11 protein-coding genes and 3 pseudogenes are annotated in these 14957 nt (G+C 58.2%); 6 read left to right on the forward strand and 8 right to left on the reverse strand.

Annotated elements, in window-relative coordinates:
• Nucleotides 1-36 precede the first annotated feature (36 nt).
• Both ABLV49_RS24780 and ABLV49_RS24785 read right to left on the reverse strand, forming a co-directional pair.
• Complete coding sequence (locus tag ABLV49_RS24780) at nt 37-867, reverse strand: IclR family transcriptional regulator (protein WP_349282910.1); 831 nt, start codon at nt 865-867, stop codon at nt 37-39.
• A 718-nt stretch (nt 868-1585) separates the two neighbouring features.
• Nucleotides 1586-2236, reverse strand: coding sequence for an IS6 family transposase (locus ABLV49_RS24785; RefSeq protein WP_349282912.1), 651 nt, complete (start codon nt 2234-2236; stop codon nt 1586-1588).
• 88 nt (nt 2237-2324) lie between these two features.
• Between ABLV49_RS24785 and ABLV49_RS24790 the strand changes: the two are divergent.
• Together ABLV49_RS24790 and ABLV49_RS24795 are read left to right on the forward strand one after the other, a co-directional pair.
• Nucleotides 2325-2648: pseudogene (locus ABLV49_RS24790) on the forward strand (recombinase family protein); the annotation flags it as partial.
• A 72-nt stretch (nt 2649-2720) separates the two neighbouring features.
• Nucleotides 2721-3083: pseudogene (locus tag ABLV49_RS24795) on the forward strand (recombinase family protein); the annotation flags it as partial.
• A gap of 305 nt (nt 3084-3388) precedes the next feature.
• On the opposite strand, the pseudogene ABLV49_RS24800 reads toward ABLV49_RS24795, so the two are convergent.
• Nucleotides 3389-4210: pseudogene (locus tag ABLV49_RS24800) on the reverse strand (IS1595 family transposase); the annotation flags it as partial.
• 290 nt (nt 4211-4500) lie between these two features.
• Here ABLV49_RS24800 and ABLV49_RS24805 point away from each other — a divergent pair.
• From ABLV49_RS24805 to ABLV49_RS24815, 3 genes are all read left to right on the forward strand, one after another.
• Entirely contained in the window at nt 4501-5325 is an 825-nt protein-coding gene (locus ABLV49_RS24805; RefSeq protein ID WP_349282913.1) for an FAS1-like dehydratase domain-containing protein, read from the forward strand.
• Nucleotides 5322-6536, forward strand: coding sequence for a CaiB/BaiF CoA transferase family protein (locus ABLV49_RS24810; protein ID WP_349282915.1), 1215 nt, complete (start codon nt 5322-5324; stop codon nt 6534-6536). The genes ABLV49_RS24805 and ABLV49_RS24810 overlap by 4 nt, the downstream gene beginning before the upstream one ends.
• Nucleotides 6537-6707: 171 nt before the next feature.
• Nucleotides 6708-7694 (forward strand): Bug family tripartite tricarboxylate transporter substrate binding protein, encoded by a 987-nt coding sequence (locus ABLV49_RS24815; RefSeq protein WP_349282916.1) that lies wholly within the window; start codon nt 6708-6710, stop codon nt 7692-7694.
• Nucleotides 7695-7889: 195 nt separating this feature from the next.
• On the opposite strand, the gene ABLV49_RS24820 is transcribed toward ABLV49_RS24815, so the two are convergent.
• Together ABLV49_RS24820 and ABLV49_RS24825 are read right to left on the reverse strand one after the other, a co-directional pair.
• Nucleotides 7890-8453 carry an IS630 family transposase gene (locus tag ABLV49_RS24820; RefSeq protein WP_349282918.1) on the reverse strand — a complete coding sequence of 188 codons (564 nt, stop codon included), beginning with the start codon at nt 8451-8453 and terminating at the stop codon, nt 7890-7892.
• Nucleotides 8419-8952, reverse strand: a complete 534-nt coding sequence (locus ABLV49_RS24825; RefSeq protein WP_349282920.1) for a helix-turn-helix domain-containing protein — start codon at nt 8950-8952, stop codon at nt 8419-8421. Before ABLV49_RS24825 ends, ABLV49_RS24820 begins: the two co-directional genes overlap by 35 nt.
• 130 nt (nt 8953-9082) lie before the next feature.
• On the opposite strand from ABLV49_RS24825, the gene ABLV49_RS24830 reads away from it, so the two are divergent.
• On the forward strand, nt 9083-10933 hold the full coding sequence (locus ABLV49_RS24830) for a tannase/feruloyl esterase family alpha/beta hydrolase (RefSeq protein ID WP_349282921.1): 1851 nt from the start codon (nt 9083-9085) through the stop codon (nt 10931-10933).
• 181 nt (nt 10934-11114) lie between these two features.
• On the opposite strand, the gene ABLV49_RS24835 is transcribed toward ABLV49_RS24830, so the two are convergent.
• The 3 genes from ABLV49_RS24835 to ABLV49_RS24845 form a co-directional block, all read right to left on the reverse strand.
• A complete protein-coding gene (locus ABLV49_RS24835) occupies nt 11115-11507 on the reverse strand; it encodes an EamA family transporter (protein ID WP_349282923.1) in 393 nt (130 codons plus the stop codon).
• A 67-nt stretch (nt 11508-11574) separates the two neighbouring features.
• Nucleotides 11575-12612, reverse strand: a complete 1038-nt coding sequence (locus ABLV49_RS24840) for an IS110 family transposase (RefSeq protein WP_349282924.1) — start codon at nt 12610-12612, stop codon at nt 11575-11577.
• A 414-nt stretch (nt 12613-13026) separates the two neighbouring features.
• Nucleotides 13027-14391 carry a replication initiation protein gene (locus ABLV49_RS24845; protein ID WP_349282926.1) on the reverse strand — a complete coding sequence of 455 codons (1365 nt, stop codon included), beginning with the start codon at nt 14389-14391 and terminating at the stop codon, nt 13027-13029.
• Between the last annotated feature and the right edge of the window lie 566 nt (nt 14392-14957).

A 14957-nucleotide genomic window follows, 5' to 3' on the forward strand; every position in this document is an offset into this window, starting at 1 on the left:
TTGATGCCATTTTTCACAGGGCAACAAGTACTGTGATTAAAGGGAGACCTTTTCTGCCGACCTGCCTGTGGTTACGCCTCCGACTCTTTGTGACAAAAGGCGTGCAGCGGCTGCAAGCGCCTCGGTAACCTCGGGAATCGATTTCCGTCGGTTTTGGTCGATTCGCTCTGCATAAGGAACTGTCAGAGCGGCAAGTGCACGGCCTTGTCTGTCTAGAATAGGGAAGCTGACCGCGTAAAGCCCTCGAACCTGCACGCTCGGAATCGACTCATAGCCGGTCTTCCGTATGGTATCGAGAATCGCTCCGATTTGCGGATCCGCCTGATCGGGACGCCGTTGCATCGACTCTTCAATCCACCACTTTCTGGTTTCGTCGTCTTGAAAAGCCAGGAGAACGCGGCCTGATGAAGAAATTATTACATCAAGTTCAGAGCCTGTTCGCACACTAAAGCCCATACCGCTAGGTGTATCAACCTTTGCCAGGACAACCTGTTTTCCTTGGGAATACACGGTGAGGTGGCAAGACTGATCAAGATCTTTTGCCAGTCGTTGCATCACTGGCAAGGCTTCGAACAGCAACCTATGCGTTGGCGGGTTGACGTGCGAAAGTTTGAACAGTTTGGTGGTGATGGTGTAGGAGCTATCGTCAACCTGAAAGACATAGTTCCGGTCCACAAGGCAGGTCAGCATGCGGTAAATTTCGCCCACGCTGCGACCAAGACTTTGTGCAATTTCTTTTTGGGAGAGCGGCCGATCACTCCTGCAAAGCATTTCAAGTATGTCTAAACCTTTTTCAAGAGCTGGTGCAGAGTAGCTGCGTCGCTCCGTTTCTGACATCCGAGCCGTCTCAATGACATCCTCCTTCATCAAACCTCCGACAGAAATAAATTTACTGGTGAAATCGCTTCGACATCTGTTCACAAGGGTTCTAATTCCTGTACAAAAATAGAAGCAAAAATATATTTTTTGGTAATTTTGCAGGATCTGCGCTAAAAACTGCGCAAGTCACTTATTCATTTGCCGGAATGAATTTTATCTATAAAACTCAGGCATGGCATGCAGGTCGTCAGCTCCTGCCGGGTCAGCCGCAAAAAAACAGCTCGTCTCAGCGAAGACCGTCCCGGTATTTCCGAGGACAGCAACAATTGGCGAAACAGGCAAAATGGACGAATCTAGACATTTGCTTTCGCACTGTTGCCTGCTCAAGTCTTTATTTTCATAAGTGATTTTATAAATGCACCCATGAATTTTTTCGTGTAGCATGGCGCGAATAATCCAACCATGCGCCGGGCTTCGCCTCTTCAGACTGCTCTACACAAGACACTCAGAATGAAGCAATGCAAAACGAATCCGGCATCTCTGGCGAAGGTGCTGCCGCTGGTGCTGGTCCTCACGGTTCTGTGGGGTACCAATTGGGTTTTATTTCCCATCGCGGTACGGGAGATCTCCGTATGGACATTCCGCGCGGTGTGTTTGCTGGGGGCGGGGACTTTGTTGCTCGCCATCGCGCGGCTTCGAGGCATATCGCTGTACGTCCCGCCGGGACAGCGGTCTGGCCTTGCCGCTGCAGCGCTTGCCTACCTCGTCATCTGGAACGTTGGAAGCACCTACGCAGCCGTTCTGATCCCCTCGGGATCATGTGCATGAGTTCGATGCCGGCCAGGACATTTTTGGCCGATCGAAATGACTTGAAGTTGAGCATCGGTTTGGTGACCCGTTTGACAGCGCGATGGTCCTGCTCCACGATGTTGTTGAGGTACTTCACTTGTCGCACGATGACCGGTGTTTCACCTCGGGCATTGATCTCATCCATGGCCGCCTTGTTGGCGCCGCTCTTGTCCATCGTGACCTTCTCGGGAACACCGTTGGCCTTCATGGCTTTTTCAAAGAACCGCAGGGCTGCGGCCTTGTCGCGCCTGGCCGTCAGCAGGAAGTCGACTGTCTTGCCTTCCTTGTCCACCGCGCGGTAGAGATATTTCCAGGCGCCCTTGACCTTGATATAGGTTTCGTCCATCCGCCAGCTGCCGCCCACCGCGCGCTTGTGCTTGCGGAACACTTTCTCAAGCAAGGGCAGAAACCGGATTGCCCAGCGATTGATCGAGGAATGGTCGACAAACACGCCGCGTTCCTCCATCATTTCCTCGAGATGGCGGTAACTCAACGGATAAGCCGCGTACCAACGGATGCATACCAGAATCACGTCAATTGGAAATCGCATCCCTTTGGTTGCCAGCATCGCGTTTCATACCCGTCGCAAAAAAGAACTCAGCATAAACGAGCAGGCGGTACGACCGCCAATGCGACAGAACCCGATGATTCAGGCGCTGGATCGCAAGTCAGTCGGCTTGCGCGTGCTGAACCTGGGGATGGACACTCACACGCCAACAGGCAAGCTGATGCTGACGGTACTGGGGGGTGTGGCGCAGTTCGAGCGGGAAATGATGTTGGAGCGCCAGCGCGAGGGTGTCGCCCGCGCCAAGGCGGCGGGCAAGTACAAGGGACGTAAGCCGATTGCGCCTGAGCAGCGTGCCGAGGTCGTGCGCTTGGCCGGGTTGGGGTTGACCAAGGCCGGAATCGCCCGAAAGCTCGGTCTTGGCGAGGCCAGCGTCTACCGGATTCTGGCCGAGGCCAAGAAGGGCAAAACCTAGAGTCTATCAATAACGCAGTTTCGCATTTTGATCGGACAGATGGCACTTTTGGCAGCTATGTGGTCACTGGGCCTGGTGTGGAAACTTGACCGTCTTGGCCGCTATTTGCGCCACCTCATCAACACGGTGCACGATGTGACAACCAAAGGTGTCGGTTTCCAGGTGTTGACAGGGCATGGCGCCTCCATCAATACGAGAACGCCTGAAGGTCAACTGGTGTTCGGTATCTTTGCGGCCCTGGCCGAATTTGAGCGGGCACTGATTTCAGAGCGTACCAAGGTGGGCTTGGCGTCTGCCCGCGCGCGTGGACGCAATGGAGGCGGTCAGTACAAGATGACGCCGGCCAAATTGCGCCTGGCCATGGCGGCCATGGGGCAAAAGGAAACAGTCGTGAGCGACCTATGCAAGGAGTTGGGGGTCACGCGGCAAACCCTTTAGCGGCATCATGCGCCAGATGGGGTACTGCGCCAAGATGGTCAAAAGCTGTTGGAGCGGTGAGGAAAAGCGAAATTCTGAAATTTTCGTGGATTTGGGCGTAGAACCCCGTAGCGTGAACCAGCCAAAGCCGATGGGACCGGCTCATCACTTGCCGTGCTTTGAACTCGCCGCGGCGAAGCCAGGAGACCGGCGTGGGCTGCGGCATGTCCAGCAGGTGGGACAGCTCGCCTAGCGGCCACTCGTCGTCTTGCCTTTGCGCCACCGTCGCGGGCGTCTGATGTTGATGCGCAATCCCATCGTCACTTGAAGCGGCCGTGATAAGCGTTGACGTTCTGGATATGCACGGCGCCGTTGACGCGCACGCCTGCGCTGAGGTTGATGGCGTCGTGGGCAATGCCCGCGTCCTGCGAAAAATAGCGGTACGTCGGATTGCCGTCGCTCACCAGCAGCGCATCCTTGGCCAGCACCGGCTGCAATGCGCTGCTCAACTGGGCTTTGCTCATCTGTCCGCGTCCCGTGACCCAGTCCAGCGTCTGCCCGGCACGGTCGCGCGCCACCAAAACGCATACCAGTTCGTCCGACAAGCCCGGCTTGCTCGCCTTGCCGCCGCGACGCCAGGCCGGACGGTCCAGCTTGCGAGCGCCCTTGCGCGACTCCAGGACATAGGTCTCGTCCGCTTCGGTGATGCCCTTGAGCCTCAAGGCGCGGTCTGCCTTGATGCCGCCAAGGAAGCGGTGGCGCCAGCGCAGCGCGGTGTTGCGATGCACCCCCAGCGTGGCCGCTGCCGGGCGAAGCGCCTGCGAGGCCACCAGCGCCCCACTGAAGCCGAGCCACTTGTCCTTCTTGCGCAGCCGCGCCAGTGCCATTCCCGTCAGGGCGTTGAAGGTGCGACGGCATGCCTGGCAGCGGTAGCGCTGCAACCCGTTGGTCTGGCCGTGCAGGAAAAGCTCCGTGCCCTGGCAGTGCGGGCAGGCGCGCGGTTGTCCCGCTTCTTGCGCCTCAATGACAGCGAGTCCTTCTTGCTGGCCATCGAGTTCATCGAGCCGCTTTCTGAGCAATTCTCGCTGGCGCACAGTGAGGCGGCAAACCTGTTCCATCACCCCCTTGAAAGTCTCGGCGTTCATGGCTACCTCCAGACGGGATTCGGGGATTTACTCTACGCCTGCGGGAGTGAAAATTCCACATTTAACGGTGACATAGCCATGTCGAAAGAGGGATTGAATTCCATCTAAATTTATCTGTAAATATAATAATGCATAGGTGAAAACACCTAGATGGTTTTCGCTTATTTTCTAGAAAATAAACCTTCTTCTTATTCATTGATGCATGTTCTAGTGCACTAGAAAATTTCTCCACCACGGGAGGCGGCTGTTGGACACAACGCCGCTTCCGAACAGTACAGATTGAGAAAATCTTGACCGAACTCGCTGAGCTCATCACCCGCGACGAAAGCTGCAACCTCGCGGCTGTCCGCAGGGTCGCTGCAATGCTGGACCTTGACCCGGAGGAAATCCGGGAGGGCGATCCTTTGCCTAGAGGCTGGCACTTCATTTTGCTCGGCGCCGATACCCGCAGATCCTCGCTCAGGAGCGACGGTTTCCCGGGGCTGGGCGTGCCCATGCCCGACCTGGGCCTTCCGCGGCTGATGCTGGGTTCGCGCACCGTCACGTTTCACGGCGATATCCCGATTGGCGGCAGCCTGAGGCGAAGCAGCGCGGTGAAAAGTCTGCGACAGAAACAGACCGACTCGGGCGCCATGGCCATCGTGACCATCGGGCACGAGCTGACGCTGCGCGGGGATGAGGCGCCGGTGCTCACTGAAACCCAGACCTACCTTCTGCTGCCCGCCTCCAGCTCCTCGCCAGCGGGCACCTACAAGCATCCGGCAGCGGTTGCCGAGCGCGTCAAAACGGCGCGTCCCGATGACACACTGCTGTTTCAATACTCGGCGCTTGGCTTCAACTCGCACAAGATTCACATCGATCGCGCGCACGCCCAGGACGTCGAAGGGTTTCCCGACCTGGTGGTCAATGGCGGCCTAGTCACGCTTTTGCTGACGGAGTTCATCCGCACGGATCTCCTTCAGACGCCAAAAGCCCTTCGCATCCGGCACCTGGCACCCTTGTTCAGCAGGCGCCCCATCACCCTGGCCGCCGATCGCAACGGCGATTCATGGCATCTGAAGGCCTTTGACGACAACAACACCCACGCCGTGGACATGGAGGTAGACATTCAATGAGCTTCGAACCCCTAAAAGGAATCCGCATCCTTGACCTGACAAGCGTGGTGGTCGGTCCCGTCTGTACATGGCGCCTGGGCCAATACGGGGCGGAGATCATCAAGGTCGAAAGCCCGGAAGGCGATCTCATGCGCGGCCTCGGCGGCATGTCGCCGACCGGCCAGCATTCGGGGACCTACCTTCATTTGAACCGCGGCAAGCGAAACATCTGCCTGGACCTCAAGAAGCCTAGCGCCAAGGAAGTGATGCAACGCCTGGTGGCCAGCGCGGATGTCATCGTTGCCAACATGCGCCCGCAAGCCCTCGCGCGGCTCGGACTCGACGCCGACACCATCCGGAAAACCCACCCGGAGAAAATTTACTGCCTGATCACCGGCTATGGGACAGAAGGACCGTACGCCGGGCAACCTACCTACGACAGCGTCGTGCAGGGCGCCACCGGCATGGCCGGCCTCACGCTCAAGCGTGATGGCACGCCGACCTATGTGCCCATGCTGATCTGCGACCACGTCTCCGGTGAAATCGCCGCGGGCGCCATCATGGCCGCAGTGATCGCACATAAGGCCAGTGGCACGGGCTGCAGCATGGAAATCCCCATGTTCGAGACGATGGCCGCGTTCGTTCTTCAGGAGCATCTGGCGCAGCACAGCTTCGATCCGCCTGTGGGCGAGGCAGGCGATCTGCGCCTGCTCAGCCCGTACAACAAGCCCATCAAGACGTCGGACGGGTGGATTTCCTTCACGGTCAACACCGATCCTCAAGTGCGGGCATTCCTGAACGCAACCGGCCGATCCGAGCTGGTGAACGACCCCCGCTTCACAAGCGTGGCTGCGCGTGCGCGCAACGTGGGCGTCTGGTTTGAAGTACGCGGCGCCGCATTGACAGGCAAGACGACAGCCGAATGGCTCGAACTGTTCAAGGCTGCAGACATTGCCGTCCAGCCCTGCCACACGCTGGACACGCTGCCGGGTGACTCCCACCTGCAGGCCGTCAATCTGATCAGCTACGAGGTTCACCCGACAGAGGGAAGGACGGCTGCAATCCGTTCGACCATCCGTGTCGACGAGGAATACGCGCCGCTGCAAGCGCCTTCGAGTCCGCGAGGCGCTCAAACCCGGGACTTGCTCGAAGAAATCGGCTATTCGGAGGAAGCGATTCTTGCCATTTTGGCCGAAAAGGCCGCGTTGTCCTGGGATCCCGCAGCGTCCTGATCGCTCGCTTTGCGCGCTGACCGCGCGGATTGAGACATGCAGCTCGCGCTCGAGCAATGGTCTGTGACTTTGAATCAACGCGCTTGCGCGCCCTGCTGAGGGCGCCGCCACCGGTTATGCGTTCACGCAGCCTGGGCTGCGCTAGGCAACTCACGATCCAATGGAGAATAAATGTCTCTCGTACTTCCCCACCGTCGCCATCTCTTGAAAGTTCTGGCCGCGACGCTTTCGTTGCCCCAGGCCTGGGTCAGGGCAGACACCTATCCCTCGCGCCCCATCCGGCTCGTGGTGCCCTTTCCGCCCGCGGGACCCACCGACTTGCTGGCGCGCATCGTGGCAACACGCCTGGCCCAGAAGCTCGGCCAGCCGGTCGTCATCGAGAACAAGCCGGGCGCCAGCGGCATGCTCGGAGCAGAAGCCGTGGCCAAGGCGCCGCCGGATGGATACACCCTCCTAGTCAATGCATCGATCCATGTCATCAATCCAAGCCTCTACGCAAAACCCCGGTATGACGCGATAGCCGATTTCGCACCGGTCACCAACATGGCGGACGTTCCGCTCGTGCTGGTGGTCAGCCCCAAGCTGCAAGTGAACACGGTCAAGGAACTGATTGCGCTGGCGAAGTCTTCCAGGACGCCCTTTAACTTCGCCTCCTCCGGCAATGCCACCGCGCCGCATCTCGCAGGCGAAGCGTTCAAGGTCGCCACGGGCCTGGCCACCATGCAGCACGTCCCTTACAAGGGCAGTTCACCGGCGCTGACCGATCTCATTGGCGGACAAGTGCAGCTGATGTTTGACTCGCTGCCTTCGAGCCTTCCCTTCATCAAATCCGGCGCGCTGCAGGCATTGGCCGTCACACCATCCCGACGCTCATCCACATTGCCCAATGTGCCCACCATTTCCGAAAGCGCGGTACCGGGTTTCGACTTCAGCACCTGGTATGGCCTCTGGGCACCTGCCGGGACGCCTTCGTCGATCCTTCACCTGCTCGCGGGCGAGATCGCTGCCATCTTGCGCAGTCCAGAGGTGCGTGAGCAGTTCGCCAAACTGGGCGCGGATCCGGTTGGAAACTCGCCGGAGGCGTTCAGTGACTTCACCAAGTCGGAACTGGCAAAGTGGTCGAAGATCGTGAAACAGTCCGGCGCCAAGGTGGACTGACTTTCGTGCCCTGTCAGGACGCGGTACGAATTGAAGGTGCGAATTCGCACGCCATCCACACCGGCATGGAATTCACACCACCCCCCACGATTTAAATCCCCGGCAATTCGGCTGGGAAAACCCGGGAGGTCATGCAGAAATCGGTTGCGCTTTCAACCGACGTTGAAGACCTTATACCAATCCCGTGTCATGACATTACCGATGCCGAAGGCAGCATTGCCCAGCGGCGCGAGCACAGAGTACGGATGGCGCCAGGGATTTGCGGAAGGCATTCCAAGCGTCGCAGCAGGCATCGACTATCTGCTCGTAGCCGTCGTAACAGCGGTTTGCCAGATGCCGGTCGCGCAGTTGCTGCCACACCTGCTCGGCCGGGTTGAGTTCGGGTGAACCCGCAGGCAGCGGCAACAATGACAGGTTGGAGAACTGGGGCAGTTTGGCGGTGGTATGCCAGCCTGCACGATCGAGCACGAGTACCGCGTGGCGCCCCGCAGGAACTGCGTCGCTGACGGCCTGCAGGTGATGGGCCATCGCCTCGGTATTGGCCTGCGGCATGATCAGGCCGACAGCAGCATCGCGCTGCGCACAGACGGCGCCAAAGATGTACGCCGATTCGGACTGCTGCTGGCGCACCACCCGGGGGCGCGTTCCCTTGCGCGCCCACAGGCGCGTTTGCGTGCCGCGCTGGCCGATGCGCATTTCATCTTGAAACCAGATGTCCACCTGCTCAGGCGCAATGCCAGGAGGCAGCGTGGCCAGCACTTGGGTGGAGAAGTTTTTTTTTGAATTCGGCCTGTGCCGCCGGATCGGCGCAGGGACTGACGGCGCGAGCCGAAATCCACACCATGCCCAAGCGCTTCAACAAGTCATACACACCGTTCAAGCTGTAGGCAACGCCAAACTGCCGGGCCAGCAGCTGGCGAATATCTTCACCCCGAACCCGGCCGCCGCCGCGCTCGCGCTGGAGCTGTTCAACCGCCTGGCGACACGCTTCTTCCTGTCCTTTGGCAAGGCGCTGCGTACTCCAGTCGTGCGGCATGCCGGCCAGACGGGCCACGCCGCCAGCGATGAACCACTGCACCCAGCGCATGACCGCGTGGCGGCTCACGCGCAGTGCAGCGCCCACTTCGCTGCAGCTTTTGCCCTCTTTGAGATGCGCCAGTGCTATCAGGCGCAGTCGCCGGCGCCCATCCGATTCCTTGCGGGCCAGCCGGTCGAAATCATAGGGCTGCAGCTGATCAATGATTTGCTGAGATAACATTTTCGTAACCTCCACCAAGACTCCAATATCGCTCAGACTTCAATCGCTGGCATTGGTTCTTTATCTATCGGGATTGGTATCACATCTGACGGAGCTGGACAAGCTCCGCTTTCACAATCAGGAGACATTCATGAGCAAAAAATCAAGTGGCTGCACGCGTGCCATGTGGGGGCTGCCGCAGTATCTGCTGGCGGGATCGGTCGTCGCTTCACTGGCGGCTTGCGGCGGAGGCAGCAGCAGCAGCAGCGTCATCGGGATGCCGCCGCCAGTCGCCAAGGCGCTGTCGTGCGATGACAGCATGAAGGCTGCCTTCGCGCCCGATTCGAACACGCAGGTGTTGTTCGTCAAGGCATTCAAGCAGGGTGATCCGCTCTCGCTGGCCGCCACCCCGCCTTCCAACGCTGCCAAGGCCACGGCAGACCTGTGCCTCGTGAAGCTTCGCGTCGGCCCTGGGAATCCCGGCCCAGCGACCGCACCATCGACCACAGCGGGCATTGGATTTGAAATCTGGCTTCCCAACCTCAGCACCTGGAATGGCCGGATCCGTGCCGAGGCGCCCGGCGCCTTCATGGGAAGCGGCGGTATTACGTCATCGACGGGCATCGGAATGTTGAGTCTTGCGCAATTTGCCGCGGCCAACAACACCGTGACGGTGGTGACTGACGGCGGCCACGCGGACGGACCTTTCGGCACGTTCCTGACACTGCCCGACGGAAGCCCCAACACTTTTGGGTGGAATGAAATTTCGCGCAGGGCCGTGCATGAGATGTCCTTGAAAACCAAGGCACTGGCGGCTGCGTATTACACCAAGCCGGCCGACAAGTCCTACGCCTACGGTTGCTCCAGCGGTGGTCGCGCCGTCTACCAATCTGCGCAGTCGTATCCGAAGGACTACGACGGCATCGTCGCGGATGCCGTGTCGCTGGACCAGACCCAGTACTTCCCCGGGCTGATGTATCCACAACTAGTCATGCAACGCGATCTGGCGGACAAAGGGCTCCCGTTGCTGACCAAGGCAAAGCGTGACGCCGTTTCCACCGCGGCATTGCAAGCCTGCGACACGGCCGTCAATGGAACGCATGACGGTTACCTGACCTACCATGACCAATGCAAATACGACCCGACCAAGGATGCAGCCGTGCTTTGCACCACCGAAGGCGGTACGAATGCAACAGCCGCCTGTGTGACGAAGGTCGAAGCCTTGGCCCTCAACAAAATGTGGTACGGCGCTACCGTGGACGGCTCGGTGCCTGATCCGGCCATCGACAACGGGACGAGCATCATCCGCACGTCACAGCAGCTTTGGTGGGGACGCAAGCGCGGGACCGACCTGGAAAACACGGCGGGCGTGGCCAACAATGCGCCTTCGCTGGGCATTCTCGGTCTCGTCATGGATCAAATCGCCTGGAATCTGCAGGACCTCTCGTACACGCGATCGGACTATATCAATGCATCGGGTACGGGAAAGAACGGCTGGATGACGATGCCCTACAGCGTCTACGCGCAGTCCTTCTACCAAGGCAAGGTCCTGAATGACCAGGTGTTCGCCAACATTGATGCCAACAATCCAGACCTGACCCCGTTCAGGGACGCAGGCGCCAAGATGCTGAGCTTCGTCGGCGTTGCCGATCCTTTCGTCTCCCTGGAAGCGCAGCTCAACTACTACACGCGATCTGCGGCGCTGGTCGGCGGCAACACCAAGGCCCAGGACTTTCATCGCCTGTTCCTCATTCCCGGCCGTGGGCACTGCGGTGGCGTGGGAAGCGTGGGGGCCTCCAGTGCAAGCACCCCACAGATCTCGGCGGATCAGATGTATGCCAAGATAGTTGATTGGGTGGAGACCAAGCAAGCCCCGGAGACCTTGCCAATCAGCTCTCCCGACGGCACCCGAAGCCGCCCGATTTGCATGTATCCGAAGCGCGTCAAGTACCTGGGCGGTGACGTGAATGCGGCTGCCAGCTACGCCTGCCAGCAGTCATAAGACTTTTTGCGGGGCTGTGACCCAGGGGTAGGCCCGGCCTCGCAACGCATTTTGGTGGTCGCGCGCCCGCATCAACCGATGCGGGCGCGCCCTCGCATTCAAGCCCAGCATCGATCGAAATTCCGCCCCCTATCTGCTGACAATTCGTCCGCTGTCCGGGTACGAGTCGGACCAATTCCCGTCAACGGCTACCGGCTGACCGGCCAGGCTTCCACAAGACCATTAGCAACGATGCCCCGCAGCAGGTCATTGCGCCGATCTCAAGGACCCCGAGTGGTTCGCCATGAAAAACGGCTCCGGTGATCATCGCGACCATGGGCACCATCACGGTGCAAAGACCGGAAATGGTCGCCGGCACCGTGTCCACGATCGAAAACCAGGCGATGTTGCCCAACGCCATTGGAATCAACGTGATGTATCCGCAAAGGTCAGTTCCTGCTGGAAGGCTGTATCGAGCTGTCTTTTGCCGACCAGTTTTATGCATTGGCAGGACAAATCCGTCCCGTTTGAGGAGCTGGCATCCGTTCCTACCCCAAACACGTTTATCAACTGGCAACGCGACAGAACCCTTCATGATCGCCTGAGCAATCGGTGGTATTCCTTCCTCACTTTATTTTCCCTTTTCCGTGGTGGGCCTTCGGTCAGTCGGCCTCGACGACCGCCTTGCGGTAGCCCTTCTCATAGCACCGGTCGTGGGCCAGCAACGCCCAAACAATCCGGGCATTCTTGTTGGCCAGCGCGACTGCCGCGACATTCTTGTTGCGCCGTTGAACCACTGAATTGATCCAGCTGCATGGGTCTGCCTTCTGCCCGGCGCGGTAGATGACCGAGCGCGCGCCGTGTATCAGCAAAGTACGAAGGTAGCTGTCGCCGCGCTTGCTCATGCCCAGCAAGTTTGATTTACCTCCAGAAGAGTGCTGCCTGGGCACCAGGCCCAGCCACGCGGCCAACTGCCGGCCGTCGTCGAAGTTCTTCGCATCCCCAACGGAGGCGACCAGAGCGCTTGCCGTGATTGGGCCAATACCAGGCACCTGCGCGAGCCTCATGCTGAGCTCGCTGTTTCGATGCCATGCCTGAATCTGCGCCTCAATTTCATTGACCTGCCGGTCGAGTTCCTTGAGATGGTCTAGCAGTCGCTGGACAAGCTGGCGGAAAGAGCCCGGCAGTGGGTTATCAGCGTCTTCGATCAGTTCCGGAACCCGGGTGGTGATGTACCCAATGCCCTGGGGAACGACAAGGCCGAACTCCCCAAGGAGCCCGCGAATCTGATTAGCCTGGGCGGTGCGCGCCTTCACGAAGCCCTGGCGAACCCGGTGCAACGCGAGGACCGCCTGCTGCTCGACGTTCTTGATCGGCACGAAGCGCATGTTGGGTCGGCCTACTGCCTCGCAAATGGCTTCGGCGTCGGCTGCATCGTTCTTGTTGGACTTGACATACGGCTTGACGAACTGCGGTGCCATCAGGCGTACCGTGTGCCCCATCGCCTGGAGCTTGCGCGCCCAGTGATGCGCGCTGCCACAGGCTTCCATACCAATCAGGCACGGCGGGAGATTCACAAAGAACGTGGCCATCTGGTCTCGACGAAGTTGCTTCTTCACGAGTACCTTGCCATGCTCATCAATTCCGTGGACCTGGAACACGTTTTTTGCCAGGTCAATGCCAAAAGTCGTAAGCTTCATGGTGGATGCCCCTTCTCAGTTCAAGTGGTTGATCAACGTCTCCACTTTGGCACAGCGATGCCGTTATGGGTGGGGGCGTTCATCCCATTGCTTACGTTTCTCAACCTCCAGACCCGGATGCACGCAAGAGAACCCGCAAACGAGATCAGGAAGGGTCCATCGCGGCGAAATCGATGGAAACTAGCCGCTGGCCCCAGCCTGCGCTATCACCTCGGGCAGACCACGGGAAGATGCTCAAGGAGTTCTCGGACCTTGACGCAGGTGCCTGTCGGCCAGCAAGTGGTCGCGGCCATCGAGGTCGATATTTGCCGACCATCTTAACCAACGATTCAACGCTCCATCCGTGATAAACCCATGCTGCTCCTGAACCATACCGTATGGGTGAGGCTCGTCATCAGTTGTGGCCTTCCGTTTTCAGGCCAGGCCAGCATCGCCCAACGTCGCAGCAACCATCAAAAGCTCCTGGTCGCTCGGCTGGTTCCAGTTCGCGCCAAACGCAGCCTCGGCATAAGTCCCGAGGAACTTGGACTTGACCAAAGGATGCTGCCAGCCATCCTTCCTGAGGCGCTTGATGATCTGAGAGTGCAGCCCTGCCGCTTCCATGGCATTGATGACCTGTTGGGTCAGTGTTTCTTGCTCGGCAGCGGACATGGCCTTGAAGTCCGCTTCAATGACGACCAGCCGCTGGGTAGTCCAAGCGTTGCGCCAGGTAAGCTGGCGTTGAGTTTTGGAAGCCAGCGCTTGGCTACTCGTGGGTACAGCCTTGGCAGCTTTTTCGCTCGCGGCACGCGTCGCCTGGGTAGCATGTCCCGGCATGATCGACACTAAGTATCGCGTGGGATCTCGCACAGGCTCTGGATAGGCAGATTGCACGCGCCGAGACAGTTCGGGCAACGCCGTGATCAGGGCTTCGTTACCGTAGGTCTCCACAATATGCGCGATGCGCTCATCGGGGATACCCAATTGGCGCGCAATGTGAACGGATTGAAGGTCGGCTTTTTCAGGCGCTTTTCGGTCTGCACAGGCTTCCTGCGCCTTCTTTTTGATGAAAAACTGCACCTCCGAGATGTAGCGACCACGCCGATGCTCCACCAACTCGATATCAAACGGCGAGGCAGCGTTGACCTCAGCAACGGCAGGCTTTAAAGTATCCCTTTTGAAAAAGGAGTATTCAAGCTTTTCCAGCCTGCCGGCGTCTGGAATGCGGCCGGTCATAGGATCGTGCCACCAACGCCAAGGCTGGCGTGGGCTGCGGCCTATGTTTTGGTAGCGGCACGCCAGTTCGTATAAAAAAATGGCAGGGTGGGTGCGCAGCTGCGAGACGACTTCCATTTTGATACGAGCAAAGATGGTCGGGTTCAGCAGTTCGCTGCGCAGGTTAACAGCAAAAGACCAGTCAACCCAGACCTCGGCGCGTTGCTTCCTGATCTTGCAATGCGCCAGCAAACCGCAAGCTTCCCAGTCGATGCCCTCCCCTGTCGTCGGGGACTGCCATTCGACCACCGTCGAGATCATCGACTTCAGATGCTTTTTTATCAGGTTCAAGTCGTTCGAGTCGTACTCAAGCAAATGAACGATGTCGGAAAGCGGGGCGGTATGGACTTCGCGGTCATGGCCTGCTTCCTTGTCATTCTGGGACAGGTGAAGTAGGACGTTGTAAGTTTTCCGGGCCAGGGCAGAGATGCGCTCACTCTTGGCCGTGATGGCTAGCGCCGTGACAGGCTTTTTCAGGTCAATATCGCGAGTGTGCGTCTTTTTGGCAGATTCTACGGACTTCATGATATCGACTGTAGCGCAGGATAGCTTTAGATGAATCAATGATTTCATGTGAATTTTTGCCGTACCGTGGAATGGCCTATTTGCTGAAATGAGGAAAATCGCGTGAAATTTTCCTGCATCGTCTCATGTGAACTGAGAAAACACTGGCCCTATTCAGCCATCCTGAGCCCAACACGGCTTTATTTGAGCAAGGCAGGACATGTATCAGACGGTTTAGTGGTTTTCCTGTATCCACCCTGCCCTTATCCTGAATACACGCGAAATTCCCCTGTATCCCCTGCAATGGACTCCTGAAGTGGCTCGATAACATCCTGACAAAGCTCGCAAAATCTACTTAAGTTGTTGATTTTATTGATTAATTTAATTTCTAAATGTATTAATAGGTATTCAAGGGATATAAACTTAATAAACCCGACGGTAACAATGCTAGCGCTGGATTGCACAGGGTTCACGCCTTTACATGAGAGGATTCAGGATTTTTTCTGAAAAAGTTTGCACAAATTCTGTTCGCAAACGAAAATTGCGCAAACTCGCATAGTGCGTGCATTCACATAAAAGATAAGCAA

The organism is Polaromonas hydrogenivorans (genome assembly GCF_040105105.1).
Classification (GTDB): Bacteria; Pseudomonadota; Gammaproteobacteria; order Burkholderiales; family Burkholderiaceae_C; genus Polaromonas; species Polaromonas hydrogenivorans.

Excerpts from the sequence above, each read along its gene's own strand:
- ABLV49_RS24780 (WP_349282910.1), bottom strand. The coding sequence starts at position 867 with ATGAAGGAGGATGTCATTGAGACGGCTCGGATGTCAGAAACGGAGCGA.
- ABLV49_RS24785 (WP_349282912.1), bottom strand. The coding sequence starts at position 2,236 with ATGCTGGCAACCAAAGGGATGCGATTTCCAATTGACGTGATTCTGGTA.
- ABLV49_RS24810 (WP_349282915.1), top strand. The coding sequence starts at position 5,322 with ATGAGCTTCGAACCCCTAAAAGGAATCCGCATCCTTGACCTGACAAGC.
- ABLV49_RS24815 (WP_349282916.1), top strand. The coding sequence starts at position 6,708 with ATGTCTCTCGTACTTCCCCACCGTCGCCATCTCTTGAAAGTTCTGGCC.
- ABLV49_RS24825 (WP_349282920.1), bottom strand. The coding sequence starts at position 8,952 with ATGTTATCTCAGCAAATCATTGATCAGCTGCAGCCCTATGATTTCGAC.
- ABLV49_RS24830 (WP_349282921.1), top strand. The coding sequence starts at position 9,083 with ATGAGCAAAAAATCAAGTGGCTGCACGCGTGCCATGTGGGGGCTGCCG.
- ABLV49_RS24835 (WP_349282923.1), bottom strand. The coding sequence starts at position 11,507 with ATGAAGGGTTCTGTCGCGTTGCCAGTTGATAAACGTGTTTGGGGTAGG.
- ABLV49_RS24840 (WP_349282924.1), bottom strand. The coding sequence starts at position 12,612 with ATGAAGCTTACGACTTTTGGCATTGACCTGGCAAAAAACGTGTTCCAG.
- ABLV49_RS24845 (WP_349282926.1), bottom strand. The coding sequence starts at position 14,391 with ATGAAGTCCGTAGAATCTGCCAAAAAGACGCACACTCGCGATATTGAC.